Origin of the sequence: Embleya sp. NPDC020630, assembly GCF_044334985.1 — a bacterium.
Taxonomy (GTDB): Bacteria; Actinomycetota; Actinomycetes; order Streptomycetales; family Streptomycetaceae; genus Embleya.
Genome location: NZ_JBIRUB010000015.1, coordinates 140,632 through 164,933 on the forward strand (window position 1 = coordinate 140,632; position 24,302 = coordinate 164,933).

Annotated in this window: 27 protein-coding genes and 1 pseudogene; 7 read left to right on the forward strand and 21 right to left on the reverse strand. The window is 69.6% G+C overall.

Annotated elements, in window-relative coordinates; genetic code table 11:
• The first annotated feature begins 97 nt into the window (after positions 1 to 97).
• On the forward strand, positions 98 to 631 hold the full coding sequence (locus ACH4XV_RS36110; protein ID WP_395796720.1) for an RICIN domain-containing protein: 534 nt from the start codon (positions 98 to 100) through the stop codon (positions 629 to 631).
• A gap of 223 nt (positions 632 to 854) precedes the next feature.
• Here the strand turns inward: ACH4XV_RS36110 and ACH4XV_RS36115 are convergent, their stop codons facing one another.
• On the reverse strand, positions 855 to 1,499 hold the full coding sequence (locus ACH4XV_RS36115) for a hypothetical protein (RefSeq protein WP_395796722.1): 645 nt from the start codon (positions 1,497 to 1,499) through the stop codon (positions 855 to 857).
• 320 nt (positions 1,500 to 1,819) lie between these two features.
• On the opposite strand from ACH4XV_RS36115, the gene ACH4XV_RS36120 reads away from it, so the two are divergent.
• A complete protein-coding gene (locus tag ACH4XV_RS36120) occupies positions 1,820 to 2,242 on the forward strand; it encodes a DUF6069 family protein (protein ID WP_395796724.1) in 423 nt (140 codons plus the stop codon).
• Between the two features lie 75 nt (positions 2,243 to 2,317).
• Here the strand turns inward: ACH4XV_RS36120 and ACH4XV_RS36125 are convergent.
• The 4 genes and pseudogenes from ACH4XV_RS36125 to ACH4XV_RS36140 form a co-directional block, all read right to left on the reverse strand.
• Positions 2,318 to 2,446, reverse strand: a pseudogene (locus tag ACH4XV_RS36125) (Atu4866 domain-containing protein); the annotation flags it as partial.
• A gap of 38 nt (positions 2,447 to 2,484) precedes the next feature.
• Complete coding sequence (locus ACH4XV_RS36130) at positions 2,485 to 3,255, reverse strand: alpha-ketoglutarate-dependent dioxygenase AlkB (RefSeq protein WP_395796726.1); 771 nt, start codon at positions 3,253 to 3,255, stop codon at positions 2,485 to 2,487.
• Positions 3,239 to 4,468 carry a hypothetical protein gene (locus ACH4XV_RS36135; RefSeq protein WP_395796728.1) on the reverse strand — a complete coding sequence of 410 codons (1,230 nt, stop codon included), beginning with the start codon at positions 4,466 to 4,468 and terminating at the stop codon, positions 3,239 to 3,241. Before ACH4XV_RS36135 ends, ACH4XV_RS36130 begins: the two co-directional genes overlap by 17 nt.
• Positions 4,469 to 4,649: 181 nt before the next feature.
• Positions 4,650 to 5,774, reverse strand: a complete 1,125-nt coding sequence (locus ACH4XV_RS36140) for a serine hydrolase domain-containing protein (protein ID WP_395796730.1) — start codon at positions 5,772 to 5,774, stop codon at positions 4,650 to 4,652.
• Positions 5,775 to 6,012: 238 nt separating this feature from the next.
• Here ACH4XV_RS36140 and ACH4XV_RS36145 point away from each other — a divergent pair, with 238 nt between their 5' ends.
• The gene (locus ACH4XV_RS36145) at positions 6,013 to 6,333 is read left to right on the forward strand and encodes a hypothetical protein (protein ID WP_395796732.1); all 321 of its coding nucleotides are present in this window, start codon (positions 6,013 to 6,015) and stop codon (positions 6,331 to 6,333) included.
• A 116-nt stretch (positions 6,334 to 6,449) separates the two neighbouring features.
• Here the strand turns inward: ACH4XV_RS36145 and ACH4XV_RS36150 are convergent, their stop codons facing one another.
• On the reverse strand, positions 6,450 to 7,568 hold the full coding sequence (locus ACH4XV_RS36150) for an NAD-dependent epimerase/dehydratase family protein (protein ID WP_395796734.1): 1,119 nt from the start codon (positions 7,566 to 7,568) through the stop codon (positions 6,450 to 6,452).
• A complete protein-coding gene (locus tag ACH4XV_RS36155) occupies positions 7,565 to 8,830 on the reverse strand; it encodes a wax ester/triacylglycerol synthase domain-containing protein (RefSeq protein WP_395796736.1) in 1,266 nt (421 codons plus the stop codon). Before ACH4XV_RS36155 ends, ACH4XV_RS36150 begins: the two co-directional genes overlap by 4 nt.
• A 788-nt stretch (positions 8,831 to 9,618) precedes the next feature.
• On the opposite strand from ACH4XV_RS36155, the gene ACH4XV_RS36160 reads away from it, so the two are divergent.
• Complete coding sequence (locus ACH4XV_RS36160) at positions 9,619 to 10,803, forward strand: ricin-type beta-trefoil lectin domain protein (RefSeq protein WP_395796738.1); 1,185 nt, start codon at positions 9,619 to 9,621, stop codon at positions 10,801 to 10,803.
• Positions 10,804 to 11,185: 382 nt separating this feature from the next.
• The gene (locus tag ACH4XV_RS36165; protein WP_395796740.1) at positions 11,186 to 11,956 is read left to right on the forward strand and encodes a phosphotransferase; all 771 of its coding nucleotides are present in this window, start codon (positions 11,186 to 11,188) and stop codon (positions 11,954 to 11,956) included.
• A gap of 389 nt (positions 11,957 to 12,345) precedes the next feature.
• On the opposite strand, the gene ACH4XV_RS36170 is transcribed toward ACH4XV_RS36165, so the two are convergent.
• The 10 genes from ACH4XV_RS36170 to ACH4XV_RS36215 all read right to left on the reverse strand — a co-directional run bounded on the left by ACH4XV_RS36170 (position 12,346) and on the right by ACH4XV_RS36215 (position 19,064).
• Positions 12,346 to 12,609 (reverse strand): DUF4235 domain-containing protein, encoded by a 264-nt coding sequence (locus tag ACH4XV_RS36170; RefSeq protein WP_395796742.1) that lies wholly within the window; start codon positions 12,607 to 12,609, stop codon positions 12,346 to 12,348.
• Positions 12,606 to 13,073: a DUF3618 domain-containing protein gene (locus tag ACH4XV_RS36175; RefSeq protein WP_395796744.1), complete on the reverse strand. Its 468-nt coding sequence runs from the start codon at positions 13,071 to 13,073 to the stop codon at positions 12,606 to 12,608. Before ACH4XV_RS36175 ends, ACH4XV_RS36170 begins: the two co-directional genes overlap by 4 nt.
• On the reverse strand, positions 13,070 to 13,486 hold the full coding sequence (locus tag ACH4XV_RS36180) for a phage holin family protein (protein WP_395796746.1): 417 nt from the start codon (positions 13,484 to 13,486) through the stop codon (positions 13,070 to 13,072). The genes ACH4XV_RS36175 and ACH4XV_RS36180 overlap by 4 nt, the downstream gene beginning before the upstream one ends.
• 95 nt (positions 13,487 to 13,581) lie before the next feature.
• On the reverse strand, positions 13,582 to 13,809 hold the full coding sequence (locus tag ACH4XV_RS36185) for a hypothetical protein (RefSeq protein ID WP_395796748.1): 228 nt from the start codon (positions 13,807 to 13,809) through the stop codon (positions 13,582 to 13,584).
• Between the two features lie 306 nt (positions 13,810 to 14,115).
• Complete coding sequence (locus tag ACH4XV_RS36190) at positions 14,116 to 14,586, reverse strand: S26 family signal peptidase (protein ID WP_395796750.1); 471 nt, start codon at positions 14,584 to 14,586, stop codon at positions 14,116 to 14,118.
• Positions 14,583 to 16,445 (reverse strand): ABC transporter ATP-binding protein, encoded by a 1,863-nt coding sequence (locus ACH4XV_RS36195; protein WP_395796752.1) that lies wholly within the window; start codon positions 16,443 to 16,445, stop codon positions 14,583 to 14,585. Before ACH4XV_RS36195 ends, ACH4XV_RS36190 begins: the two co-directional genes overlap by 4 nt.
• A complete protein-coding gene (locus ACH4XV_RS36200; RefSeq protein ID WP_395796754.1) occupies positions 16,442 to 16,987 on the reverse strand; it encodes a TlpA family protein disulfide reductase in 546 nt (181 codons plus the stop codon). Before ACH4XV_RS36200 ends, ACH4XV_RS36195 begins: the two co-directional genes overlap by 4 nt.
• A 22-nt stretch (positions 16,988 to 17,009) precedes the next feature.
• Positions 17,010 to 17,561, reverse strand: coding sequence for a MauE/DoxX family redox-associated membrane protein (locus ACH4XV_RS36205; protein WP_395796756.1), 552 nt, complete (start codon positions 17,559 to 17,561; stop codon positions 17,010 to 17,012).
• Positions 17,562 to 17,661: 100 nt separating this feature from the next.
• A complete protein-coding gene (locus tag ACH4XV_RS36210) occupies positions 17,662 to 17,841 on the reverse strand; it encodes a hypothetical protein (protein WP_395796758.1) in 180 nt (59 codons plus the stop codon).
• A 221-nt stretch (positions 17,842 to 18,062) separates the two neighbouring features.
• On the reverse strand, positions 18,063 to 19,064 hold the full coding sequence (locus ACH4XV_RS36215) for a helix-turn-helix domain-containing protein (RefSeq protein ID WP_395796760.1): 1,002 nt from the start codon (positions 19,062 to 19,064) through the stop codon (positions 18,063 to 18,065).
• Positions 19,065 to 19,523: 459 nt separating this feature from the next.
• Here ACH4XV_RS36215 and ACH4XV_RS36220 point away from each other — a divergent pair, with 459 nt between their 5' ends.
• Both ACH4XV_RS36220 and ACH4XV_RS36225 read left to right on the forward strand, forming a co-directional pair.
• Positions 19,524 to 20,681, forward strand: coding sequence for an ArsR family transcriptional regulator (locus ACH4XV_RS36220; RefSeq protein ID WP_395796762.1), 1,158 nt, complete (start codon positions 19,524 to 19,526; stop codon positions 20,679 to 20,681).
• A gap of 134 nt (positions 20,682 to 20,815) precedes the next feature.
• Positions 20,816 to 21,094: a hypothetical protein gene (locus ACH4XV_RS36225; protein WP_395796764.1), complete on the forward strand. Its 279-nt coding sequence runs from the start codon at positions 20,816 to 20,818 to the stop codon at positions 21,092 to 21,094.
• Positions 21,095 to 21,372: 278 nt separating this feature from the next.
• Here the strand turns inward: ACH4XV_RS36225 and ACH4XV_RS36230 are convergent, their stop codons facing one another.
• The 4 genes from ACH4XV_RS36230 to ACH4XV_RS36245 form a co-directional block, all read right to left on the reverse strand.
• Positions 21,373 to 21,777, reverse strand: coding sequence for a hypothetical protein (locus ACH4XV_RS36230; RefSeq protein ID WP_395796766.1), 405 nt, complete (start codon positions 21,775 to 21,777; stop codon positions 21,373 to 21,375).
• Positions 21,717 to 22,538 (reverse strand): caspase family protein, encoded by an 822-nt coding sequence (locus ACH4XV_RS36235; RefSeq protein ID WP_395796768.1) that lies wholly within the window; start codon positions 22,536 to 22,538, stop codon positions 21,717 to 21,719. Before ACH4XV_RS36235 ends, ACH4XV_RS36230 begins: the two co-directional genes overlap by 61 nt.
• 69 nt (positions 22,539 to 22,607) lie before the next feature.
• Complete coding sequence (locus tag ACH4XV_RS36240) at positions 22,608 to 22,946, reverse strand: hypothetical protein (protein ID WP_395796770.1); 339 nt, start codon at positions 22,944 to 22,946, stop codon at positions 22,608 to 22,610.
• 23 nt (positions 22,947 to 22,969) lie between these two features.
• Complete coding sequence (locus tag ACH4XV_RS36245; RefSeq protein WP_395796772.1) at positions 22,970 to 24,259, reverse strand: protein kinase; 1,290 nt, start codon at positions 24,257 to 24,259, stop codon at positions 22,970 to 22,972.
• Positions 24,260 to 24,302: the final 43 nt, after the last annotated feature.

Consider the following 24,302-nt stretch of genomic DNA (forward strand, 5'->3'; position numbering starts at 1 on the left):
GGCAGGACCACATCGTGTACCCGCACAACGCCCAGGGTGTGCCCTCGGTCGCCGCGACGGCCCGTACCGAGAACCGAACCACCACCAAGAGGCGGAAATGAGCAAAGCCAGCAAGTTCGTCACCACGGCAGCGGTTTGCGCGACCTCCTTCGCTGCCCTGGTACTTTCCGGCGCGACGGCCTCCGCGGTCGGATCGAGCCCGAACGGCGGGGTCACCCCGCTCGCCGGCACCGGTCCGATCGTGCACTGGGTCAGCGGCAAGTGCATGGACGTCGCCGGTGCAGGCGACGTCGACGGCGCCCCCGTACGACTCGACGCCTGCAGCCCCGGCTCCGCGGCACAACAGTGGACCATCGCCAACGGCACCATCGTGTCCAAGGCCAAATGTCTCGACGGCGGCAATCTGCTGCCCGGGACGCAACTCGCCATTCGGGACTGCACCGGCGGTGCCAACCAGGAGTGGCGTCGCCTCAACTTCGACCGCCTGTACAACCCCGCGTCCAGCCTCTGCGTCAACGTTCCCAACGGCAACGCGACCAACGGTGCCCGACTCGACATCGAACCCTGCGCTCGTACGGGCAACATGGTCTGGACCGTGCCCGCCGGCAGCTTCCGAGCCCAGGGCCTGTAGACAGTTCGGCTCCGTTTCACAACCTGTCGTAACGGAGCATGGTTTCGGTCAGGCGCAATCCGCTGTCGGACCCGCCTGAGGCCGGCCCCGCCACACATCCCGCCACACGAGACGTCCGGTTCCCATGCGGACGCCTTCGACCCGGGACCGTGGCGGGGCCGGGCGCACGACAGGTGGGGCGTAGTCGTCGGTTGCCCTTTTGCCTTGCGCGACAGGGCCCGAATCAGGAAGGCGAGGCCGTCGGCGACGAGGATGGGTACCAATGCACCGCGACGGCATCCGGAAGTGTCCGGCTGACGGACAGAATCCGTTCCGGGACACTGCGGTAGGGGCCGTGGTCCACGCGTGTTACCGCGAACGGGCCGAGCACCGCCGACTCGGTGTCCCGGGACAGTGCGGCGAGTTCGTGGAGGTCCAGGTCCGGGTCGGCCAGAACCGCGCCCAGCAGTTCGGTGTGCATCTCGGTGACCGCCGCCGTGGCCCGCTTCCACACATCGCCGGGAGGACATCGGAGTTCCACGTGGTGGGTGCCTTCGAGGAGGCGGAGGGCGACGATCGGCTGCTCGGAGCGTGCATCGGCCTGTGGGGCCCACCCGGCCGACCCGGAATGCACAGCCACATCGCGGGCGTTCACGTCACCGCTCGCGGACGCGATGTCGGTTACGCGCTCAAACTGGACCAGCGCGCGCACGCCCTGGAACACGGCGTCGATCACATCACCTGGACCTTCGACCCGCTCGTCGCCCGCAACGCCCACTTCAACCTCCACAAACTCGGCGGCACGGCGGACACGTACCTGCCCGACTACTACGGCCCCCTGTCGGACGGACTCAACGCCGCCGACGAGTCGGATCGGCTGACGGGACACCCTGGGCACCCTGCCGGCCGACGGCGCCCGACTGGTCGACTTCGACCGCGCGGCATGCGGTTACGTCCTCACCCGAGGCGAGGGACGATGAGGATCGAGCGCGTCCGCCTCCGACGCATCTCCCTGCCGCTGGTCAGCCCCTTCCGCACGTCCCTGGGCATCGAATTCGGCGGAGGAACCCGCTGGTGCCACGTCGACCGAGCTGTGTCTTCGAGGTTCGCAAAAGTTGTTTCCCGGGTGACCGATGAGTTGTGGCGGCGGAGCGGGTCTTACCTGCATCGCGTACATCACCGTTGGCAGATCGCACCGAAGAGGACACCATGACCATCACGGCCCCCACCACCGCCCCCACCACCGCTCCCGCCGTCGCGCCTCGCTCGCTCGTCCGCACCGGCATTCCGGCGATCGCACTCGCCGCCGCCGCGACCCCCGTGGTCGCCGCTGTGGGCAACGCCGCCGGCATCAGCCTCGACATCGACGGATCACCGATTCCCGTCACCGGCTTCGCCGTGCTGACCGCCGTCTTCTCGCTGTTCGGCCTCGCGCTCGCCGCCGTCCTCAACCGTCGGGCACGCACCCCGCGCCGCACCTTCGTCCGGACCACCCTGGCGCTCACCGCACTGTCGGTCGTCCCCGACATCGTCATCGACGCCGCTCCGTCGACGAAGGCACTCCTCGCCGTGACGCACCTCGTCGCCGCCACGATCGTCATCCCGACCCTCGCACGCCGCCTCGCCGCCTGACCGACCGCACCGGCCGAGCACCTCGTGCCGCCCTTCTCGCGACCGCTCAGCGCGCGGTAAGCCCGCCGTCGACCATCACGGCGACGTCCGCTCCCGGTACAGCACGAGGTGTTCGTGGTAGAGCACTCCGTCCCGGACGTCGCCCGTCGCGGTGAACCCCGTGTCGTCGATGCAGCGCAAGCGGCTCCCGGTTACCGTGTATCGGTCGACCCGGACGACCCGCGCAGCGCGAACTCGTACGGTCAGACCGGCGGCATCAGATCGCTCTCGCTGATGGTGTAGGACAGCAGGGGATAGGTGAAGTCCGTTTCGTTGTTCTCGCGGCGCCGCAGGTGGTAGAACTCTTGCCTCTGCTCATCGTCGGCCGACATGAGACGCGCGCCCTGCGAAAGGTATGCGTGTCCGTCGTGAAAACGAACGAAGGTTTTGGACGTGCGAAACGTTACGCCCAACCATTGATTATCCGCCTGTTGGGCCGGCGTTTCCAATACGATTTTGTGTTTGAATCGCCGATTCGAGTCGACAGAAAAAGCGACGATACTGTTGTGGGCGAGAGGAATCTCGAACCTCTCGCCGCCGGGCCCCTTTGTCTCGAAGATCAGCTTCCTCGGCGGGCTTGCATCGGGATACCGGTAGCTGGAAAAGACGGCGATAAACGACTCGTCGGCGAGATCGAGGGCCTGGTCGGAGTGGCTGCCCATGGTCGTGTAGGCGTTCGTGTAGATCTCGATGAGAGCGTTGTTGAAATCGGCCGAAAGCGCCGCGCGCTCTTGAATCCCCTGTGCCAGCCGTTCGTGCACCGCTCGGAAACGCTGCGCCGGGCTGCCGTACCGAGTGGTGGTACGTACGAGGGGTACACCGCCGGCATCGTCGACCTTGGTCAGCACGGCGCCTCGCCGGCCTTTTCCGATGTCTTCCCAATGAGCCGACGCGGACAGCTCCGCAAAGAGATTCTCGTCGGTTGACAAAGTGCAGGAGAGGATCTCGTCCGGGATTCTAGACGTGCGGGGCAACGTAGTCTCCCGTGTTCATGCTGAAAAGAAACTGGTCACCGTAGTCGATGAAGGACGTGGTCCGGTTCTCCTCTGCGTACAGCCTGCGCAGCTCGTCCATGCCGGCCGGCGTGGGTGGAGCCAACTTCACCAAGTCTTCGGCCACTTTGAGGAACGTGTGGCCGTTCTTGTGAACGGCTTCGGCGCTCGAACAGCGCACCACGTATCCCAGGCGGGTCGGGAGGAGTTCGGCATCCAACGTCGAGGGCCGAATCTCGTGTGTATACAGGCGGTTGGTGGACAACGGCATGAAGAACACGGAGCCGGGATGGAGGGTCAGCGTGAACTGCGAGGGGAGTGCGACCCCATCGCGCCCTTCGGTCGGCTCCTTGAGGTGAAAGCGGAGTTTGGTCAGGCCGCTGACACCCTTCACGCCGTAGTCGAACGCGTCTTCGGCCAGAGGATGCAGCTTGTCCAGCTCGTCATAGAAAGTACAAAAGGCCATGATGCCATTGACCGGCATGTCCTTGGTCTTGTCGGCGTGGGCCGAGATCTTGGCCTTGGACTGCTTGCGCTCGGCCGTGGCAAGGGTGTTGTGGTAGGTCTGGGCGAGGACGTGGTTCAGTGGTGCCTGGTCCCGGAAGACGGTGGCGGCCTCACGGTTCAGGGCCTCGACGATGTGCGTGTCGGTCGCGCGAAAGTTCTCGGTCGGGCCCGAGAGATTCGTGGAGCACCGGAGCAGGCGGAAATGTAGCTCGTCACCGTCCTGTGTGACGGGCGTCAGATAGATGCCGCTGCGGTGCGCCGTCCCAGGCTTGGTGGACTCCGTCAGGGACTGGAACGCGTGCTCGGTACGGATCCGCCCGAAGTGATCGCCGCCGAGCCCGAAAAAGCGGCGGTAGTACACGCCGATGCCGTGCACCCGGAGGGGAACCCGGCCGAGGTCGACGAGCGCCCAGGGTTCGTCGACGCCCTCGTGGAAGCCGTGTGACAGCTCCCTGATGACGAATACCCGGGCAGCCGCTCGCAGTTGACGGCTGCCGATCCCGGATATGTCGCCACACAGATAGACAGTCTTCTGCGTGAGATCGGGCGAACCGGAGGCAAGATCCTCGGGCGTGATCGTGGATCCGAAGAAATCTCTGACCGAGTCGTCGTCATGCAACACCGAAGGCGCGACCAGGATGTTGCTCGTATCCTCGATGCGGGCTTCCGCCGACTCTGGTGTGTACATCAACGCCACCTGCCGTTCGCACGTTCCCAGAACTTGATGATTTGCTCAAAACCTTGATCTTCTCACGGCGGCTCGACAGCGGGCAACGGGCCTCGCGGCACGGGCGCTTGCGCGGCGACCAGGTCGGCGGCCGGCTCCCCGCCGAAGCCGACCCGCCCCCGGGCGACCATCGTTGTGACGGTCAGCCGCAGATCGCCCTGTCCAGAAGGGCTTTCACGGCATCGTCGGGATCACCACGGAAGTCGGGCGTGAGCGCGATCGTGACCTGGCGCCTCCGGTCCTCCGTGGAGAACGACCATGCCTGATACGCCAGTGCATCCCCGTCGTTGCCGTACACGGGCACCCCGCACGAGGTGCCCTGCCACCGCAGTCCCAGCCCGTACTGCTTCCCCTCGACGCCCGCCGTCTTCATTTCGTCGAGCAGATGACGCGGCAGCAGGCGCCCACCGACCAGTTCGGCCATGAACCGGTTGAGGTCCTCGGTCGTGGAGATCATTTCGCCACCCGCGCCCATCAGCGACGGATTCATCTCCGTGAAGTCGACGAGTCGCGTCTCGTCGCCCTGCCGAACCGGTATGTACCCGTGGGGGTGCGGGCCACGAATACGCGAGGACGTCCCCGGCAACGAAGTCCCGTGCAACCGCAGCGGTTCGATGATCCGGCGCTCGATCTCCCGGGCATACGACCGGCCGGTCACCTTCCGGATGATCTCGCCGAGCAGGAGGTAACCGGTGTTGGAGTACGCGTACTTGGTTCCCGGTTCGGGTGTCTCGGAAGTCGGCGGCCGGCTCACCGCCCGCCGGATCAGCTCGGTCGCGGACCAGGTCCGGAACCGGTCGGCCTCGAACTCCGGCGTCGGTGGCATCGGCAGCGTCCCACGGTAGTCGGGCACCCCACTCGTGTGGTTGAGGAGCTGTCGCACGGTGATCCGATGACCTCCGGGGACGACGCCGGGCAGCCACTTCTCGACGGTGTCGTCCAGGCGCAACGAGCCCTTGTCCACGAGTTGCAACACGACGGTGGCGACGAACGTCTTCGTAATGCTGCCCGCCCGGAACCGGCCGTGCGCCGGCATCTCCCGCGTTGTACCCAACTCGGCGACACCACTGGCGCCCCGCCACACGCCGCCGCCGTAGCCGCCCACCTCCATCACCGCACCCACGGCGCCGTTCGCGACGATCTCGTCCAGCCCCTTCTGCAGCCCGCCCCGATCCGCCTTCCCGGGCGAGGCAAGCGCGGCCGAGGGCACCGCGACCACCGCCAATGCCGTCGCCGCAGTCACCAACACCCGATATACACGCTTCATCCCAGCCCCCGATTCGTTCGCGTCGTGAACCTCGGGGCCGCGCCCCGTCGGCAACAAGCTTGTCGGGCAACGCAGCCGACCGACGATGGGGCTCGTGGCCGTATCCACCGGGGGGGCTACCCCCCCGGTCGGGGCGGGGCCGGGGAACGATGGCCCGGGGCGGCGGCGCGACGGGCCGGGATCGCCCGGTGCTTTCCGACTCCTGACAGCCACGAATCCCCGCGTGTAGCGTCACCGCATGAACGACGAGATCACGGCCAGGGCAGGCAGAGAGTTCTACACATTCGACGGCCGGATCCTGGAGATCTTCGGCGGCTATCCGAAGCGCTTCCACATCCGGAACACGGCCCTGCGCGTCACGCCCCCCGACCGGAAGGGGAGGCGAACCATCGAGGTCATCGCCGGCCCGCCCGAAGCCCCGGCATCGCGGCACACATGGCACTTTTCGGCCGAGGAGTGGCAACAGGCCCAGGGCCTGGAAACCCTACTGGAGGCAGTACAGACGGCCATCGCGTCCACCCGGGACCACGAAGCCCAAGGGCGTTTCCCACAACCGTGATCGAGCACGGCCGCAGCCGCGTCATACGCACCCCGCGCATCGAACCGGCCACCGCCTCTCGCCGGACCCCGATCCCCCCACTGGGCTCCGGACGTTCATCCGCGAGTTCAGTGCCTTCAGTCCCTCCGGTCAGGGACGCGGCGCTGTCGTCGAGGAGGCGGGACGGCTTCCGGCCCGGTACCTCGCGCGGCTTCGTGTACGTGCCCGAGGTCCTTTCGCAGGCGCCAGGTGGTGAGGATCCGCCGCTCCTTCGCGGGTTCCATTCCGTGTTCGTCGTGGCGGGGGTGTGCCACGGCGGGGTCGCCGGTGGTCATCCATGCCCAGGTGTCGTGGATGGTCTCCTCGATCGGACGGCAGGAGAATCCGGCGGCACGCGCGCGGTCGCCCGCGATGGTCCACGCCCGGGGTCCGGGCTGCCACAGGGGCAGCTCGGTGAAAGGGCTGATGCCGCAGCGCTGGAGGTGGCCGTCGTCCACCCAGGTGAAGGAGGCCGTGGAGCCGGTGGTCAGGCGGCAGGCATGGAGCAGTCTGGCGAAGGTGAGCGATCCGTCCAGGGGCGTGGTGAGGTTGAACGACGTGTCCTGCGAGCGTACGGCCACGTCGAGGGCGAAGGCGGCGATGTCGCGCACGTCCGTGACCTGTACCTGCCGGTTCGGATCACCCGGGGCGAGTACGGTCCCGCCGCGCTGCACGCGCCGCAGCCACCACGGCAGCCGGCCGACGTATTCGTACGGGCCGACCAGAACGCCGGCCCGCAGCATCGTCGACCGGTCGCCGAAAACGGAGCGAACGGCGCGTTCGCAGCCCGCCTTGAGCTCTCCGTACCGTTGCGGTGCGAACGGCCGCACGGAGCCCGGCAGTGAACCGGTGGCGTCCGGTGGGCAGTTCCGGATCGCCGACTCGTCGCTCACGTGCCGCTCGGGCCAGTCGCGGTAGGCGGCGGCGCTCGACACGAACACGTACCGGCCGACGGCCTCGTGGAGGCCGCGTGCGCCGTGCAGGACGGTGTGGGGGATGTAACCGCTGGTGTCGATCACGGCGTCCCACGGGCCACACGCCGAGAGGCTCCGCATGGCGTCGGGCGACGAGCGGTCGCCGCGCAGGGCCCGGACGCCGGGTGTGTCGGGGCCTGAGAGGCCGCGGTTGAACGTGGTGACGCACAGGCCGCGCCGGACGGCCTCCTCGGCCAGGGCGCGGCCGAGGAACCAGGTTCCGCCGAGAATCAGCAGCCTCACGAGTGGGTCGGCTTCGCCCGCGGAGGTTGTGTCGGGATGACCGGCGGCGCCGGCGCTTCGAGGTCGGCCAGTGCCTGGAGGTAGAAGTCGGCCATCCGCTCCCCGAGGGGCAGCGCCTCGTCGACGACGAGACACAGTTGTGCACTCGTGCCGTGGACGAGCAGGGCCGCCACGAACAGGTGGCCGGGCGGCAGAGCGGGATGGAAGGCCACCGACTTCGGGTCGAAGCCCGCGCCGGCGGTGAACAGGAGCGTGGTGCTGCCGCCGATCACATGCCGGGGGTGCAATTGCCGCCTCAGTAGCCAACCGCAGAGGCGACCGGGCAGCCACCGCACGAGGTCCTGTGCGGCCGCGCGACGACCTCGCGCGGCGGCGCCTCGGGCGATGAGGTCCACCAGGCGCTCCCGGGGCGAACTGAACGCGCCGAGCAGGGGCAGCCGCAGGGCGAGCACACGGTTGCCCCACGACGGCAGGTCGTCGGGACGGCGGGCATCGACGGCCAGGAACAGCGCGGGCCGGTGTAGCCGTACTCCGGACGCCTCCGACCACCGGTGCAACATGCCGGTGAGCGCGGCGAGATGGGCCTCGTTCGGGCCGCCGCCGAGCGGCTGGGCCACGCGTCGCAGGCGTGCGGTGTCCACGTGGGCGTACAGGAGACGACGTCGCCCCGACAGCGGTGTCGCCGCGCTCGTCCCGGCGAGGCTCGTTCCGGCGATCTCGCCCAGCAGCCGGCCGAACAGCCCGGCGGCCCGCATCACCCGGCCCGGCAGCGGTGCGGGCCGGCTCGTCCCGGCCCGGGCGGCGCCGGTGAGCACGGTGCGCAGAGTGTGGGACGCCGCGCCGCCGTCCTGGCAGCAGTGATGGACGCGGTAACACAGGCTGTAGCAGCCGGGTTCGTAGCCGTGGATCAGCGACAGGTCCCAGTCGGGCCGATCCCGTTCCAGCGGGCGGTCGAGCACGGAGGCCGCCACCGCTTCGAGGGGCGTGTTCATCGCCACCTCGACCTCCACGACGTGCCGGCCGAGGTCGAAGTGAGGATCGTGGACCCACCGGGCGCGCCGCGACGAGCCCACGAGCCGGCAGGTCAGTCCCGGCAGAACATCGACGAAGCCCGCCAGCCATGCGCGCAGATCCTCCACACGCGGAGGGGCGCCCTCGAAATGTGCGATTCCCGAGACATCCGAGCGCCCCGGATCGCGCTCCTCCCATCCGAGGAACATGCGGTCGAGTCCGTGCGCCCGAAAACTGGGTGTCAACGTCACGACCGGGAGCGTACCAACTTTCTTGCCGCATACATGACATACGGTAACCAAATGGGCGAACGAGCAGCTCCCGGGACGCGTGGGGGCCGATCCGGAGCGACCTCGGTGACGCACCCGGTCGGCCCACCACCGCGTGGCGAGCCGCCCGCCGGCCGGAGGAACTGGTGCCCTGGGCATCACGGTCGAACCGAGGCGAGCACCGCGTCGCGCGCGGCGTCGGGGTCGGCGTCGAAGTCGGCCACGAGGTCCCGGGTCTCGGGGTCGGCCGCCTCGGTTCGACCGGAAATCCACTTCTCCGTGATGACCCGGACCCAGCCCGTCCGGATACCGCCGCACCTTCGCCGGCTGACACCTGCCCGCCCCGGGTCCGTCCCCGCCTGAACACCCGACCCCACCGATCCCAGCCGCCGCCTCGGGCTCGTGGGCGTCGGGATCTCGTGCTCGGCGTCGGTCGGGGATCCCGTTCGTGGGCCAAGCCGAGTCGATCTCCGACCTGACCCGGGTTCCACTCCCGGCTCTTCACCGGGGGCAAGCCCGCCACCCGGTGGTCCGGGTCGAGACGGGCCGGGTCGAGTTGCGGGTCCGACCGGGTACGGTGTCTCGGGCAACGGCGCTCGGGCTGCGGGGGAGCGCTCGAATACGCGGGTTCCGCCCGGCCGTTACCAGCTCGACGAGTTGGTTGGCTTCGGCGGTGTGGGCGAGGTCCGCAAGGGTCGACCACGAACCCGGCCGTACCGATCCTCCCCGGCGGATCCGGCGGAACCGAACCACGGGGAAGGTCGATCGTCATGCCAATCGGTACTCGTACGCGCAGACGCAGGCAACTCGGGCTTGCCGGCCTGGTCCTCGCCGCGATCGGGACGCTCACCGCTCCGACGTCGGCGCAGGCCACGACGCAGACGCTATGCGGGCAATACCAGACAGCCTCCGTCGCGAACGGGCGCTACATCGTCGACAACAACAACTACGGCGCCAACGTCGATCAGTGCCTGACCACCGACGGGGGCGCGAACTTCACCGTGGTCTCGTCGACGGCGTCCGCGAGTCCCCCGCAGGGTCCGGTCAGCTACCCGGAGATCTTCGAGGGCTGCCACTGGAGCACCTGTTCGTCGAACACGAACCTTCCCCTGCGCGTCGATCGCATCGGCAGTGCCACGTCCAGCTGGTCGACGAGGCAGACACCGACGGGGAACTACAACACGGCGTACGACCTGTGGTTCAACTCCACGCCCGGTACGAGCGGGCAGCCCGACGGTGCCGAGCTGATGATCTGGCTCGACCGGCGCCCGGTGTCGGACAGCCCGCCGGGGAGCATCGCCAGCATCAACGGCGTCCAGTACGTCGCGTGGCAGACGAGCATGTCCGCCAACGGCAAGACCTGGCCGCTCGTCGGGTACCGGCTCGTGAACCCGACCGACACCGTCACGAACCTCGACCTGCGGGCGTTCGTGCGTGACGCGGTCGTGCGCGGGGCGGTCAAACCGGAGTGGTACCTGACCGCGGTCGAGGCCGGGTTCGAGGTGTGGAGCGGCGGTACGGGGTTGGCCACGACGTCGTTCTCGTCGACGTCGAAGCCGGGCTATCCGGTGGGACAGACCCGCTCCGGCGCGTCGAACACGTGCCTGAACAACCGCAACGGCGCGAACACGGCAGGCAACCCGATCACCGTCGAGGCGTGCACCACTTCGGCGGCGCAGCAGTGGACCGCCGGGATCGACGGGACGATCAGCCACGCGGGGATGTGCGTCGGGACGACGGGCACGCAGGTCGCGCTGTATCCGTGCAACGGGGGACCGCAGCAGGTCTGGCTGCCCGCGTTCGAGGGCGGCCTGTGGAATCTGGGCTCGGGGCTGTGTCTCCATGACCCGTCGGGCATCGGTTCGAGCGGCACCCAACTGGACCTGACCACGTGTGACGGCTCCCCGTCCCAGCGCTGGGCGCTCCCCACCACGGTCGCCGCCACGCGGGTCTGAAAGCCCCCGAAGACGTCGGAAGTCCGGCCCCGGCCCGTCGGGGCCGGAGCCGAACTCCGCTTCGCCGTGGCGCCTGTGGCGGAGGAGCGGTGGTGGCTCTCGAGGCGGCGCGACGACCGCGCGGTGGGTGGTGTCTTCGGTGCCGACGACCGAACAGGGTCACGCTTCACGGCGAGGGCCGCCCACCGGGCGGAGGCGTTTCCGCTGGGGTGGGCGGCCACCGTCACGCTTGAGCCAGTCGGCTTTTCCGAAGTCCGACCCATAATCGGCACAGGCGCGACAGCGGCGACGCATCGATACCTGGCCGGCCCTGCAACTCGACCCACGATCCACGACCTACGACCCACAGCGGTGTCCAGTGCGCGGCGACAGTGAGGCACGAATGACCGAATGGCAGGAATTCCGCGGCGGCGTGAACGTCGTGCGCCGCCACGGTGACGTCGTCCACCGGCCGGCATCCCCGGCGACGCCGGCGATCCACCGGCTGCTACGCCACATCCACGACCAGGGGTTCCACGGCGTACCGGAGCCACGGGGCTTCGACGCCGACGGCAACGAGATGCTCACCTTCCTCGACGGCGAGGTGCACAACGCGCTCACTCCGGACCTCAGAAGCCCCGAACTTCTCACCTCCGCGGCCACACTGCTGCGAGACCTCCACGATGCGAGCGTCACGTTCCGGCCGGACCCCGAGGACCCCTGGCTGTTCCCCGTCCGGCAGCCGGCCGAGGTCATGTGCCACGGCGACGCCGCCCAGTACAACTGCGTGGTCAAGGACGGCGCGGCAGTCGGTTTCATCGACTTCGACGCCGCACACCCGGGGCCACGCGTCTGGGACGTCGCCTACACCGTCTACCGGTTCGCGCCGCTGCAGGCGCCGGACAACCCGGAGAGCTTCGGCACGCCACACGAGCAGGGACGCCGGGTGGCCGCCTTCTGCCGGGCGTACGGGCCGGGCGTGGGCGCCGAGGTCATCGACACCGTCCCCGACCGTCTGCAAGCCCTGATCGACTTCATGCGCGACCAGGCCGCACGGGGCAACGAGGCGTTCCGGCAACACATCGCCGACGGCCACGCCGACCTCTACGAGGCGGACATCCGCCATGTCCGCGCCCATCGCGACATCTTGCGCACCGCCTTCGAGGCGCGATAACCGTGCCCCACCCGCCGCTCCGATGCGCCTTTCGCCGACGGCACTCCGAGCCGCCGCGCGGCCACGCCCGGCGGGCAGGACGAGCCGGCCGGCTGCGGGCTTCCTGTCGTGTGCGGCATGGTCGTCCGCGATCTGCGCGCGGCCACCGCGCTGTTCGTCGTGTTCGGTTCACGACTCCCCGGCGTGGTGCTCGCGTTCGGTGTTCGGAGTTCGGCGGCCGGGACTCATCGCGATGCCGTCGTGGACTACACCGCCCGACAACTCGGCGTCCCGGCCGCCTCGTTCACCGGAGGTACGTCTGCCGCGTGGGGTGATCAAGGCCTTGGAACGCTACGGCCTGCTCTGTTCGCCATCGGGACAGCGCGGGGTCGTACCCGGCTCACCCGGCTTCAGCCGGGCCAAGTGCCGGTCAGGCGCCGGGTGGTTACCGCTCCGGCCCGGTCGACGGCGGCCTTGACGACGGCGAAGATCGCGCCTTGCAAGCCCGCGGCAAGCAGAACCTGGGCCCAGGTGTGGTCCTCGTCCGTGGCATCGGGGGCGCCGTCGTCGGCGATCATCTTCCACGTCTGCTTGAAGACCACGCCGGAAATCATGCCGGCGGCGGCACCGAGCACCAGGCCGACCGGCTTGTACGCGATCTTGGACGCCTTCACCGGCGGCTCCGGCCTCGGCGCAGCAGCACCACCACGGCGACCGCGACGGTTGCCGCGGCGATCAGCGGCGTGCGGTTGGCCTTTGCCGTGGTCGCGGCCATGTGGGCCTTCTCGCGGACCGGGTCCGGGGTCTTGTCGGCCGCGAGGTGTCCGACTCGGGCCACACTGTCGCGGAGGTGGGTGGCGGTATGGGCCGCCTTGTCGAGGACCGGGTCGGGCGTCTTGTCCTTGACCGACTCGGTGGCCTCCGCCGCCTTGTCCCGGAGCCGGTCGGTGACGTGGGCGGCCTTCTCGGCGGTTTGATCCTTGATGTCGGCCGCTTTGGTCTTGACTTGGGACTTGACGTCGGCCTTGGCCGCCGGCGCCTCCACCGTGCGGCCGAGTTCGTCGCGGGTGTCCTCGATCTTCTCGCGCAATTGCTCGCGTGTGGGCGCGGATTCCTTGTCCTGCGGCTGGTGGGTCATCGGTGTGCCTTCTCCTTGATTACGGCGACGTCGGCCCTGAAGCTGTCGATGGTCCGTTCCGGTGCGGGAGCGCCGGCCTCGGCGATCTGCTTCTTCCCGGCGGCGGCCATTCCCGCGGCGACGGCCGTCAACAGGGCAGCGGTGATCAGGGCCGAAGCCCACACCGGCAGAAGCAGGGCCAGGGCTGCGACCACGGTGACGACGAGGGCCTCCGCAGCCAGGACGCCGACCAGGCCGGCGCCGCCGAACAGGCCACCGCCGACCCCGAAACGTTTACCCTTTTGGGTCATCTCCGCCCGGGCAAGCTGCATTTCTTCGCGGACCAACTCGGAAATCTGCTGCGACGCTCGTGAAACGAGATTGCCCATCGACTCCTGGGAATTGCCGCGGCCCGACTGTCCAACGGTGCTCATGGAATCCTCACTTTCCTCCCCGCGCCTGGTGCGGCTCCTCAGCGCGACTGCGGCCAACGAACTCGCTCCCCGGGTGATGGGGCCTACGGGCGCGGCTACCCCACAACCCGCAGGCCACTCGCCGGCCACGGCTCCATCGCGGGGCCGCGTACACCATCGGCACGGATCCACACGGTCGAGGAGGCGTGGTACCCGGAGTCGGCCCGGAGGGTGTGGGCGAACATCGCCGTGACCAGATGGGCGACGACCATGCCCAGACGCCGGGCGTCCGGCGGACGGTGGGCGGTGGTGTCGGACGCCAGGCGCAGGAGCGTCTGGGCCAACAGGGGCCCGATCCCTTCCGGCCCGACACGGGGTGTTCCATCGCACGCGTTGCCCGGGCCGCGGACATCCCGATCAGCGCCTTGGGAATCTCCAGGCCCACGATCGTGATCCGGTCTCCGGCGGCGCGGAACGTACACGGGTCCGCCGCGTCGAACGTGTGGAACTCGAACGCGCCCCCCTCCGGTCCGCTCCGTCCCGGGAGGCTCGCGCGGTGCCCGACACGAGAGTTGCCGCGACCGCTCGACCCATCGCGCCGGGTGTACGCCCGGCCCCCGGCCTCCCGGGGCCGTCAAAGGGCAGGGGGCTCACCGTCGGTGTGCGTCTTCGAGGCGGGGCAGGGATCGCGTCACCACGCCGACCACGTCGCCGTACAGGAAGAAGCCCAACTGGCGCGAGTCCACGCTGGCGGCGGCGTTGTCGCCGAGGAGCACCACGAATCCCGGAGGAACCCGCCCGTCACGGCTCTCCGTGGACGGCGGTACCGTCCCACGCGGCAGTGGCTCTCCCGGTACCGCCGCCACCCTCTTCACGATCAGCGGACTGCGCCGGTCCTCCCGCCAGACCGCCGGTGACCGGGGGCGCAGCACCACCACGACCTGCCCCCGGCGCACCGTACGCGTCCGGCGCACCAGCAGCCGATCCCCGTGGTGGTGTGTGGGGACCATGCTCGCCCCTCGCACGGTGACGACGAGCAGCCGGCGGGCGGCGCCCGCGCCGCAGGCCGCGAGGACGGCCAGCGTCACCGCCGACCACCGGACGCTCCGCCGACCGGTCACGGCGACACCTGCGTCAGCGCTGTTCCCTCGGGCGGCTCGACGGCGTCGGGCAGATAGCCCGCGGCCTGGATGGCGAAGAGCCGCGCGTACTCGCCGCCGAGCGCCAGCAGTCGCGCGTGGTCGCCGCGTTCGACCACGCGCCCCTCGGAGAGGACCACGATGACGTCGGCGTTGCGGAGCGAACCCATCCGGTGGGAGATCAGGACGCTGGTCCGGCCGCGGCGGTACCGCGTGATCGAGGTGTGGATCGCGTACTCGGCCTCGGCGTCCAGTCGCGCCGACGGCTCGTCGAGGATCATCAGGTCCCGGGTGCCCCGCAGAAAGGCCCGGGCCAATGCCAACCGCTGGCTCTGGCCACCGGAGAGCAGCACACCCGACTCGGGATCGTCCTTGTCCGCCTCCATGAAGAACGTCCTGGTGAGCGGCGTCCGATAGCCCTCCGGCAACGCTTCGAGAGTGTCGTGCGCCCCGGCTCGCCGGGCGGCCGCCACGATCTGCTCCTCGTCGTCCAGCGCGTCCAGTTCACCCAGTGCGATGTTCTCCGCCGCCGTCAGGTCGTACTGGACGAAGTCCTGGAACACCGCGGTGATCCGGTCGCGCAACCTTGCCGGATCGACCTCGCGCAGGTCGACGCCGTCCCACAGGATGGCGCCCCGGGTGGGGTCGTAGAACCTGCACAGCAGTTTGACCAGCGTCGTCTTGCCCGCCCCGTTGAGGCCCACCAGCGCGACCGAACTCCCGTGGGGAATCGTCAGATCGACGCCCTTGAGGACCCACGGGTGCTGCTCCGAGTACCGGAACCACACGTCGCGCAGTTCGATGCCGCGGCGCAGGGCGGGCAGGGGCCGGGGTTTTGGTGCGAGTGCCAGGTCGGGCGGGGCGTCCATCACGTACTGGTAGTGACTGAAGTTCAGCAGCGACTCGTTGGCGCGGGCCGCCTCCTGCGCCAGCGCGGCGAACGAGGACTGGGTGCCGGCGATGGCGGCGACCAGGAGCGTGACGTCACCCGCCGACAACCGGCCCCGGGACGCCGCGAACACCGCCCACAGCAGACTTCCGCCCGAGATCAGCGAGGCGAGCAGTCCGAGGAACGACTGCACGGCGACCTCGCGCCGGTCCACGGCCCGTCGCGCCGCGTTGGCCGTTCGCCGCTCGGTGAGCATCCGTCCCCGCAGGAAGTCGCCGATGGCGAAGAGCCGCACCTCCTTGGCGGCGTCCGCATCCACCAGGAGACTGCTGTAGAACCATTCCCGTCGCTCCCTCGGCCCGACATGCCAGGCCACATTCGCCCGTCGGCGGGCCAGGGCCAGCTCCGCACAGAGTGTCGGCACTCCGGCGACGGCCACCAAAACCGCCAGTAGCGGGTTCAGGACCAGAAGGGAACCCAGGAACCCGGCGACCGTGATCGCGGACCGTGCCAGACCGAGCGCCGCATTCAGCACCTGCGCGGGGATGTGGCCACCGCCGCGCCGCGCCAGCTGGAGTCGGTCCAGGAACTTCGGGTCCTCGAAGCGGCTCAGGCCGGGGAAGCCCGCCGCCTTCGCGAAGAGCCGGGCGTCGGCGCGCAGAGCGGTACGCCGGTTCACCTCGGCGGAAAGATAATGGCACACGTGTGGCACGAGGGCGGCGGCGGTCCCGACGGCCACAAGGCCGACACCCGGGGCGAGCAGCGCGCTCGTGCCCTGGTCCGAACCCAGGTTGTCCAGCACCGACTTGGTCAACCACGCCGTGGCGACCGTCAACAGACCGGTGGCCAGAGTCAGCGCGCCCAACAGCACGCACGCGACGGGAGCGGCCCCGAGCGCCAGCGATACCGCCAGACGCAGCCCGCCCCGCCGTGCGGGTACGGGTGGATTCATCGCGAGGATACCTTCCGCGCCGACTCCGCCGACTCCGCCGATTCACCGACGACGACGGTACGGTTCCGTTCCGTGCGCACGTGAAGGCTCGTGGGGAACGCGTCCACGCGCAAGGCCGCGCACACCGGACCGCCCTTCGGCTCGACGACGACCCGGGCCACCGGGCTCAACTCCCGGACGAAACCTTCGCACTCGTACGGTTCGCCGACGACGACGGCGAGCGTGTGGTCCCGGCCGGCGGGCTCGGCGGCGGCGTACGCGACGAGTTCCGGCAGCTTCGCGCGACACGGGGCGCAGGTGGGCGAAAGGAAAACGATCAGTGCCTCGTCCGGCAGCACGGACGGGTCCACCGCTGCGCCGTCCACCGTGACGGCGGTGAAGGCGGGCAGTTCCTCTCCGGGGCGCAGCGGCGTCATCCCCCGCCCCGGTGTGGGTCCGGCCGGGCCGTACCCCCGTAACCTCCTGATCACTCCGATGGTAAGCAGCAGATCCAGTACACACAGGGCGCCAACGAGCACCACTGCCGCGGTCAGAGCAGCCATCCGGCACCTCTCAGTCACTTACTCACTCGGTCGGGAAGGAAGGAACAGCGGGTCGGAACAGGCTCACCAGGTCCTCCAGCACGGTGACCACGCCGCCGACAATCACGCCCGCGCACCACGCCACCGCGGCCGTTCCGACGTGCGATCCGCCCGCCGGGCCGGCCGCCACCGCCGCGGTGCCGGCGCCGGCGACGGACGCCAGCAACCCGTTGCGTACGACGTGCACCCGACCCAGCGGCGCGGTCGAGCGGCCGAAGCACCGGCAGAGCACGGGGGTTCCTTTGCTCACCGACCGGGCGATGACCACGGCGAACACCGCGAGGAGGGCGGTGGCCGCCGCCAGGCCCGCCCGTGTCGCCGGGGCGTACGGCCACGCCAGCGCGAGGCAGATCGCGCCCTCCACCGCGACCACCGCGAGCCCCACCGCCCTAACGGCCGACTCGGGCACCACGGCGAGGGGCCGCAACGAGTCGACGAAGGCGGAGAATGCCCCGGTCCCGCCGACCTTGCCGGCAACGGCGATCAGGAACACGGCGATCACGAACCCGCGCACGCCGTAAGCGAAGTAGTCCATCGCGGCCTCTCTCAGGTTCGGGACCCGTCGGCCGGAGACCCGTCGTGCCGGGGAGGGCGTCCCGAGCGGTGCGCCCTCCCCGGTCACTGGAACCGCGCTGTCAGCAGCGGTTGATCGACTCGTCGCCCCTCCAGTAGCAGCCCCCGCCGTCGCGGCAGCAGAACTCCTGCCAGTGGTGACGCGAGTTGCACTGCACCGTGCAGGAGAGCGCTTCCGCGTCGGTGGAGGGGAGGAACCGATCCAGCAGTAAGGTTCCGAGATTTCCGATCTTGTCGAGCATGACCACTCCTTCTTGGGTCAGCCCTCGCAGCCCGCCAGGGAAGTGTCCGATGGGGAAACGAGGGATCCGGGCCTGCCTCGGTGAGTGGGCGGGGAGAACGATGCCCATGCCGGCGCGGCGTGAGCACGGGGCTCAATGCCGGCATCGCGGTGGCTGCTTCCCGTCCGCAGCCGCTCTCGCCGAGGAATCCAGGATGTCGAGCGCCACAGCACCCGGACCAGTCATTCCGCGCGCTGTCCTTGACCATTCGCGCATGCCGTGAGCACCAGATTGCGGAAGTCTCGCGGCGGCATGCCGTAGGTCGCCCGGAACAGGCGGCTGAAGTGGGTCGGGTTGGTGAAGCCCCAACGTTCGGCGACGGCCTGGACCGGGTGGGCGCTCGCGCGGGGGTCGGCCAGATCGAGGCGGCAACGCTCGAGACGGCGCCGGCGTATCCAGGCCGCCGGTGACGTGTCCTCTTCGGCGAGAAGCTGCTGGAGGTGACGCAAGGAGATGTGGTGAGCCTCCGCGACCGCCCGAGGCGTGAGATCCGGGTCGGCCAGGCGCCGTTCCATGAACGCGACGAGCCGGGCACGCAGAGCCGTCCTTCGAGCATCCGGACTCAGCATCTCCTCCGACTCCACGCAGCGCGCCAACACGGATGCCAAAAGATCCAGGGTGACCGAGGCCAGGGTGGGAATATCGGCCGGCGTCAACTCGTCGGCGCGCGCGTTCAGGTCGGACAACCAACGGGCGAACACCCCGCCCATGCCGCTGCGCCCGCTGATCGGCACGGCGAGCACGCGCTGGACCGTCTTCGCGGGTAACGGCAGCAACTCCCGCGGACACTGCACAGTCATGTGCGACCAACTGCCGGGATCGGCGTGGACCTCGCCCCGGAAGGGGCGGCTGCTGTCCATGACCAAGAGGTCGCCGGTACGCAGTGCCGTGTCGTCCTTGCCCACGGAGACGGCCCCGTGTCCACCGAGAAAGTAGTTGATCTGATACACCTCGGGGTCGGACTGTCGGATCAGCCGCGGTGTCCGGGCGACCTCCAGATGCGAGTAGGCGAGCGCGGCCACCCCCAGTTCCGTCAAGTCCAGGGCGCGCATCCCGGCGCGGAAGTCGTCGCGGTCGTTGCTGTGCAGCCGATTGCGTATGTGCGACTGTTCCGCCGCTTCCTCCCACAACGCGAACCGGTCCGGTGCTGCCACGACGTCCGTGCTGAACTCCGTCACCAACATTCCCAGCCTCCAGTAGCGGACTCCCCGGCGTGAGCGGGCACAGGCCGGCCCATGTCCCGAACACCGGGACGCCGATTGACGATTCGCGAGCAACCGGTGGTGCTCTTCGGGGTCTTGTGCCCAGGGGCGCGGGACACGGTGTCCTGTGCCTCGCGCCTGGGTGAAGTCTCCCGAGTCGACACCGACGGCGACGAAGGCTTTCGGCCCGGACCGAATGTCGCTGGTCGGACGGCCGTCCGGACATGGGCAGGGGCGGGCAGTTCCGGACCCGGCGCATCGATACCGGAGCATCCAGGGCTCAGTCGGCCGCGAGCGCGAATCCAGGCGGCGACCGACCGGCTTCCGCTGCCGGGGAATCGCCGCCGCAGTGGCGGAGGAACGACCGAAAGTGGTTCTTGTGGCTTCGAACGCGCGGCGGTGAGACTCGGTCCCAGCCGATGGCCGCAGAACGAGGAAGCGATGTTACGTATCCATTTCACCGCCGCCGATCTGGCGCGGACCCGCGTGGTGGATGGCTGGGGCCCTTTGGGCGAGACGATGCTCAGCCTGACGACGCTGAGCCGGGGCAACGCCCATGCTTTGCTGGGCGGTTGGCGAACCCGGGTGCGGGGCGAGTCCGCCGGGGGCGTCCATCCGTTCGCTTCCCTGTTCGACAGTCAGGCGCTCGACCTGTTCACCGTGACCGGAGCCACGCCCCATCTCGAGGAAGGACTGGAGGCGTTGTCGGCGGCCGGGCCGGACCACCTGCACACGGAACTGGCGTACGGGGAGAGGATCCGAGCCCTGCACACCGGCCGTCCCGACCGGGGGCCCGGCGCGGGAATGGGAGACTTCGCCCACGACCGGTCCAGGCGGAGCGACCTGGTGCGATTCCTCAGGGACCATCACCGGATCGCGATCGCCCCCCACTGGTCGCGCATCCACCCGCGATTCCTGGCCGAGCAGGCCGACCGCGCCCACGCGCTGGCGACCCACGGGGTCGAGGCCATGCTCGCCGGACTGCCCCCGGGATTCCGCTGGCGGCCCCCGTACCTGGAAATCGGACGCGGCCCGGTGACGCGGGACGTCGTCCTGGGCGGGCGCGGCCTGCAACTGGTGCCCTCCGTGTTCGCGCAATACCCCCTGTCCTACGAGTTCGTCGGCGGCGAGGGGGACCAAACCGTCGTGTTCCTCCCGGTCATGCGTACCGCAGCCGACGCCGCGCAGCTTCTTGCCGATCCACAGACCACACGAAACCACAACGCCCTCGCGGCCCTGCTCGGCCGAACACGTGCCAGAGCCCTGGAAGCCGTCGGCGACGGGCACTGCACGACCGGACAACTCGCGCAACGCCTGACCATGTCCCCGGCCACCGCCAGCGAACACGCCACGGTCCTGCGCGAGAGCGGCCTCATCACCACAACCCGCCACGGCGGCGCCGTCCTCCACGCACTCACCCCCCTGGGCGGGGCACTGCTGAACGGAGCACCGGACCAATCCCACGCGCGCCGGTCCGCAACCCCCGCGATCCCCGAGCCGGCCGCCGCTCCGGGGGAGGGCCACATCTCGCAGCGCCGTTCGGGCCCTTCGGCACAGGCCATGGCCGGTCGGGGTCCGACGGTGATGCCGAAGTCATAGCCGTGTACTTGGTTGTCGTCCGGATCGTCTCGCTCCGACGCCGACGCACGGTCGAGAACCCGCAGTGGGCGACTCTCGGCCCGGCGGGTTCGTGGTCGCGAAGGCTGTGGGTCGGTCGGGCGCTTCGTGGGGCGGTGGCCGTGTTGAGCCCGACCTACCTGCCCGAGTTCCGGCAGGAGGAGGACGAGGCCCTGGACTGGGTCGCCGAGAACCTTCAGCCGAACGCGGTCCGGCTCTTCCTGCGCAAGTGGGCCGTGTTCGTCGCCATCGAGCGCCGCCCGGCCCTGGCCCGACGTCTGCGGGAACTGGAACGCGACGTCGCCCGGTCCGACGACCCCGAGGAGATCCGGACCGCGGGCACCGAGATCGCCCGCCTGCGGGCCGAGGCGCACCGCGAGATCGCCGGTGAGTGACCGGTCCTGGGAATGGCCGCCCGGCTTCGAGGAGGTCGCCGCGGGCCTGCCGCCCGACATCCTGGCCGCCGTCGAGAAAACGGCCGCGGACCCGGCCACCGTCAACTCCATGGTCTACCTCCACGGAGCCGAATTCCAGGTCACCGGCCCCGGTGTACGCACCCACGGCGACCCGACCCGCAACCTCCTCTTCGAATCCCTCACCGCCCCGCGCCGGGAGTGCACCCGCGCGTTCGACCGGTACGAGGCCACCAACCACCGTCGACAGCCGGGCGGGGTCACCCGTTGTCCCGCACGGTCCCGCAGGACGCGCAGAACGGCTTTCCCGAGTCCGGGGCCCCGCACCCCCTGCACATTCGAAGACGCGGGAGGTCGGTCGTCGGGACGGCGAGCGGTCGAAGCCTCGCGGTTTCCTCCGCCTCGGGACGCATGCCGACGGCGCCCGAATACCCCGCATTCGCAGCGGGGAACCGGGTTGATACCGGCGGGGTACCGCCGAGTGATTCGACGGCCGACTCCAGCACGTCGCATGCCTTCGCGTAGTCGCCACGCTCGCGCATGAGCCTGGCGTAGGCCAACGACACCCGAGCGAGCACGTCGCGGGAGTGCCTGTCGTCGAGGTTCACGTACACCTCCCGGAGAACCTCCGCGGCCTCGTCGACCTGGCCGAGTTCGTTGAACAACTGCGACAGGTGCAGGTGCAGGTGCAGATGGAGATCGTCGGGTGGCTTGTCGGTGTCCCGGGCGCCCCACAGGGCAGTTCCGCTGCGGAGGGGGACGGTTGCGGGCACGCAGCCGGCGGTCGAGGTGCGTGTACAGGGTTTCGAGGTCGATCAGGTCCGGCCCGTCGGGGATACCGTCGTGCACGATCGAGAGCAACTCGCCGGTGAACGCCGTGTACCTCTCCGGCAGGCGAAAGGGAGACGGAGTCGCGGGATGACGACGTCAGGACATACGTGCCTTCGACGACCGCGTGCTGGGCGAGGTCGTCTCCATTCGCGCCCATCAACGGATGTGCCGCTCGGCCGCTGTAACAGCAGTCGAGGATGACGATCCGACGCCTCGCGGGGCTGCGCATCACGGCTTGGCGGATGTAGTGGTAGGACAGCGCCGTGTACCCGCGGAACTCCCGCGAATGCCGCAGCGCGAGGTGGAGATCGATGTTGTCGGCGTCCAGGAGTCCGTGGCCCGCGTAATACACCACGAGCGTGTCCTTCGCCTCGCGCGCCGCCTCGCTCACCCCGTCGACGACATCGGCCGGCTGTTCGGGGTCCTTGATGATCCGGCACGACGCATCCGCCGGCCCCCACAGATCCGCGTCGCACAACATCGTGTGCATCGCGGCCAGGTTCCGTGTCACCGCTGTGAGTTCGGGCAGGTTGGCGTACCCCGCGGTGCCGATCAGGACCGCGCGGGAGGCCTCAGGGTCGGGAGGCTGCTGCACCCGGTTCTCCCCGTCCTTGTCGTGACCGCCGGATGGTTTACGGGTTCCCGGTGTGCTTCCTCCGGCGCGTCATCGGTCCAGGGCGGCGATGATGCGCCGGACATCGTCGTCGTCGGCGCCCCGCAGGACAACCGACACCTCACCGCGCCTGAGTTCGACGGACGGCGGCTCGACCCGACTTCTGCGCCAGGTCGCGACCGCGAGCGCGAGGTCGGCGATCCCGAGGCCTCCGTCGATGCCGAGCTGGATCAGATCCAGAGCCGGCCCCATCTCGCCGTCCCCGATCGGCCGCAACGAGGCGAGCTCGGGTCCCGTCGACGCGAGCCGCTCGTCGGCCAGCAACCATGCGTGCAGGGCGCGGAGTTCGCCCTCCCGATCCGGGTGGTCGACAATGATCTCAAGGCGCATCCGATGTCCCCCGTCTGGCAAGGTCAGAGTCCGGTCTCGCGCCGGGTGCGAGACCCGGATACCGCAGTGTGTGTGGTTTCGGTCAGTGCTGATGTTTCCGCCTGTTCGACGACGCGGCGCAACAGCACATCGGCGCGGTCGTGTTCCCCGAGGGCGCCCAGACACCACGCCTCCCAGAAGCGGCTGGCCAGGGTCAGGGGATGGTCGGCGCCCAGGAGTGTGGCGCGCAGCTCGGCGATGTCCTCGTGCAACCGCAGCGCGGGCAACAGCTCGCCCCGCTTGGCCAGGGCGACCGCCTCGTGGAAGCGACTGTCGATGCGTTCCACGGAAGGTGGTCGAGGATGGCGTGCGATGGAGTGCGGCGACGCACCCGCCTCCGCGTGCCCGGCCTCGTCCAGCAGTGCGTGACTGAGCCCGGGTGTGGCCCACCAAGGTCTCTCGACGGCCCCCACATCGGCGGCGGACCGATTGTTGCCGCCCGTCACGGTCAGGCCCGCCGACCCCAGGAAAGTGCGTGGCGTGGACGTGCGGTCGATCGCGGAGGGTTCCCCCGCCGCGATCGGCGGGGTGTGTTCGATGTCCACGAGCAGGCCCTGAAGCGGGATTTCGTCGGACCACTCGGCGAAGGCGGACGCGCACGCGCTCGCGGACGGACGCCGGGTCGGGTCGCGCTCCAGCATCCGGCCCACCAACCCCACGAGCGCCCGCGGGATGCCCGGAACGTCTGCGGGAGTCAGAGGAGCGATGTCCTGGGAGACCTTCGCCATCAGGACGCGGGCGACGTTGCGTCCGTCGAACTCCTCGGGCAGACGCCCCCTGAGCATCCGGTAGACGATGCAGCCGAGCGCGTAGACATCCATGCCGGCCCCGATGTCGTACCCGGCGATCGTCTCCGGCGCCATGTACAGAGGTGTGCCGATCACGTGGCCGGTGGCGGTAAGACCGCGTGCGACCACGGAGTCCACGGCGATGCCGAAGTCCAGGAGTACCACCCTGCCGCTGCGGCAGAGGACGACGTTGCTCGGCTTGACGTCGCGGTGCACGATTCCGGCCCGGTGTGCGACGTCGAGGGCGTTGCCCAGCGCCACACCGATCGCGCAGCTCTGGCCGATGTCGAGGCGGCGTCGGAGCAGGATCCGGTCGAGCGACTCGCCGTCCAGCAATTCCATGACGAGGAACAGTTCGCCGTCCTCATGGAGGATGTCGAGCATCCGCACGATGTTGGGGTGTTCGAGTCGCGCCGCGAAGCGATACTCCGACCGCGCGCGGCTGTCGACGGGTGTTCCCCTCCTCGAGCGCACACAGACGGGCACTCGCGGCGGCCTCCGCTTCCGACACCCCGCGACCGGAGGCGTA